2 protein-coding genes and 1 pseudogene are annotated in these 2,960 nt (G+C 71.9%); 2 read left to right on the top strand and 1 reads right to left on the bottom strand.

Features of this window, described 5'->3' with window-relative positions; translation table 11 throughout:
• The first annotated feature begins 273 nt into the window (after positions 1-273).
• On the top strand, positions 274-1,692 hold the full coding sequence (locus AB0C29_RS41435; protein WP_360832734.1) for a cellulose binding domain-containing protein: 1,419 nt from the start codon (positions 274-276) through the stop codon (positions 1,690-1,692).
• A pseudogene (locus tag AB0C29_RS41430) lies at positions 1,647-2,843 on the top strand (cellulose binding domain-containing protein); the annotation flags it as partial. The gene AB0C29_RS41435 and the pseudogene AB0C29_RS41430, both read left to right, overlap by 46 nt.
• Here AB0C29_RS41430 and AB0C29_RS41425 read toward each other — a convergent pair.
• Positions 2,789-2,935 carry a hypothetical protein gene (locus tag AB0C29_RS41425; protein ID WP_360832737.1) on the bottom strand — a complete coding sequence of 49 codons (147 nt, stop codon included), beginning with the start codon at positions 2,933-2,935 and terminating at the stop codon, positions 2,789-2,791. The pseudogene AB0C29_RS41430 and the gene AB0C29_RS41425 overlap by 55 nt on opposite strands.
• Between the last annotated feature and the right edge of the window lie 25 nt (positions 2,936-2,960).

Genomic DNA, 2,960 nt, shown 5'->3' with positions numbered 1-2,960 from the left:
CGAGCCGGCCGAGGCCGTGGTGGTGCCCGGGCCGGCGGTGCCGGAGACGCTGGAGGGTGTCCTGGCCCGGCAGCTGCTGGACGGCGAGATCACCGGGCCGCAGTACCGGCGGGCGGTGCAGCGGCTGGCCGAACGCGACGCGGACCGCCACCCGTTGTCGGTGCCCCGCGAGGACTGACCCGCGGCGGACATTGATTGACAAGCATCGATTGATGACTGACGATGGGGCCAGCTCCCGGTTGGGAGCGCTCCCAACCGTGAGGAGTCGATCCGGTGCGACGACGGCTGAACGTCCTGGTCCTCGCCCTCGCGGCGCTGCTGTTCGCGCTCACCGGCTGGCTGCTCGCCCCGGCGGCGCAGGCGGCCGCCGGCGACGGCTCACCGCGTGACCCCAACATCGCCTTCTACGGGCGCTGGGACACCGCGAACCCCGCCGCCGTCGTGCCGCACTTCGCCGGCGCCTATCTCGTCACCGGCTTCACCGGCACCAGGGTCGCCCTGAGGCAGCGGGCCGCGATCGACCTCTACTACAGCATCGACGGCGCCGCCGATGTCTACCTGCGCAACGTCAGCGGCACGGTCAACCTCACCCCGGCACCGCTGCGGGCCGGTAACCACACGCTGCGGGTCTCCTACCGTGTGGTCGCCGGCTCGTACCACGGCGACGCCGTCTTCCAGGGGCTCGTGCTCGACAGCGGCGCCACCACGGTCGCCCCGCCCCGGCCCGCCCGGCTGGTCGAGTTCATCGGCGACTCGATCACCGTCGGCACCACCTCGTCGAAGAACGCGCTCACCGCGTACGGGTGGCTGACCGGTGAGCGGCTCGGCGCGGCGCACACGCAGATCGCCGAGGGTGGGGCCTGCCTGGTCAGCGCGGCGGACGGCTGCACCGGCATGGCCGACCGGTTCCTGCGCAACAACACCGCGGCCGGGTCACCGCTGTGGGACTTCACCCGGTACCGGGCCGACGCCGTCGTGATCAACCTCGGCACCAACGACGTCGGGCACGGCGTCAGCAGCACCACGTTCCAGACCGTCTACACCCAGCTGCTGCGCGACATCCGGGCCCGATACCCGCAGGCCGCGATCCTCGCCCTGCAGACCTTCACCAAGCGGTACGCCGCGCAGACTCAGGCGGCCGTGCAGACCGTCACCACCGCCGGCGACCGCAACACCTTCTTCGTGCCCACCGACGGCTGGGTGCCCGCCGGCGGACTGAGTGACAACGTGCACCCCAACGACGCCGGTCATCAGGCCATCGCGGCCCGGCTCGCCCCGATCATCACCGAGAGAATCGGCACCGGCACCCCGACCGCATCCCCGTCGGCGACGCCGCCCCCGCCGGCCGGTGCGTGCGCGATCACGTACGTCAAGACCAGCGAGTGGAGCGGCGGCGCGCAGTTCGACGTCACCATCCGCAACACGTCGACCGCGCCGGTCGCCGGTTGGACGCTGACCTGGACGCTGCCCGCCGGCCAGCAGATATCCCAGGCGTGGAGCGCCACTACCACCCAGTCCGGCACGAGCGCCGGAGCGGTCAACGTCGCCTGGAACGGACAGATCCCCGCGGGCGGCGCCACCGGCTTCGGCTTCATCGCGGACACCGCGCAGAGCGACGCGACCGGCTTCGCCCTCAACGGCACGGCATGCACCGCCGCCTTGACGGCCTTGTCACCCAGGAGCACTCCATGACGCCTTCCCGGCGGCGCCTCGCGCTGTTGACCACCACGACCCTGGCCGTGCTGGCCGGCAGCGTCGGCATCACCACAGCACAGGCCGCGGCGGCCCCGGCCTGCCGCGTCGACTACAAGATCACCAGCCAGTGGGGTACGGGATTCGGCGCCGACGTCACCCTCACCAACCTGGGCGACGCGGTGACCGGATGGACGCTCGGCTGGACGATGGCGCCCGGCCAGGGCATCACCCAGGCTTGGAACGCCACGGTCACGGCAGCGGGGTCCGCGGTCACCGCCACCGGCCTGAGCTACAACAGCGCGGTGGCGTCCGGGGCCTCCGTCACGTTCGGCTTCAACGGCACCCACACCGGCAGCAACCCCGTACCGGCGTCGTTCACCTTCAACGGCACCCCGTGCACCGGTGCGGCCGGCACACCGTCACCGCCCGGCGGCACCGTTTCGCCGACCCCCGGCACACCGTCGCCGACGCCCTGTACCGGCCCGAGCACCCCGCCGGCCTCGCCGTCGGCACCGGCCGGGCGGGTCAAGATCTGGATGGCCGGGGACTCGACCATGGCCAACGCCGGCGCTTGCCCGGTCGGCTGGGGCAGCCAGTTCGCGCCGTACTTCACCAGCGACGTCACCGTGCAGAACAGCGCCGTCGGCGGCCGAAGCATCCAGACCTGGCTCTACGAAGGCAACGTCACCGGCACCAAGAACGCCGCCGGCGAGTGCATCGTCAGCCCGGCCACCTACAGCTCGCGGTGGACCGCCATGCTCGATGCCACCAACGGGATGCGGGCCGGCGACTATCTGTTCATCCAGTTCGGGATCAATGACGGCGACTCCGCCTGTCCCCGGCACGTCGGCGCCGCCCGCTACCAGCAACTGCTCGGCCTGATGGCCCAGGCCGCCAAGGCGCGCGGCGCCAGGCCGATCTTCGTGACCCCGGTCGCCGCGATCACCTGCAGTGGCAGCACCGCGGTGGGCAACCGCGGCTTCCTCGCCGAGACGCGGAGCGCCGCCACCGCCAACGGCGTGCCGCTGATCGACCTGCACCAGCGCAGCGTCGCGTTGTACAACTCGCTGAAGCTGTGCCCGAACAACGGCGACTACAGCGCCGGCGCGGTCGGTGCCTTCTTCTGCAACGACCACACCCACTTCGAGGCCGCGGGGGCCCGGCAGATCGCCGCCCTCGTCTCCGCCGCCTTCGCGCTGGTGACCTGCAGGACGTGCCAGCTCTTGTTGCTGTAGGACAGGCCGTCCCAGAACGCCTTCGCGGCC

It is taken from the genome of Actinoplanes sp. NPDC048791, assembly GCF_040650095.1.
In the GTDB taxonomy this organism is placed as follows: domain Bacteria; phylum Actinomycetota; class Actinomycetes; order Mycobacteriales; family Micromonosporaceae; genus Actinoplanes.
Note: the sequence above shows the minus strand (reverse complement) of the source record. Positions and strands in the feature narration are given on the sequence as shown.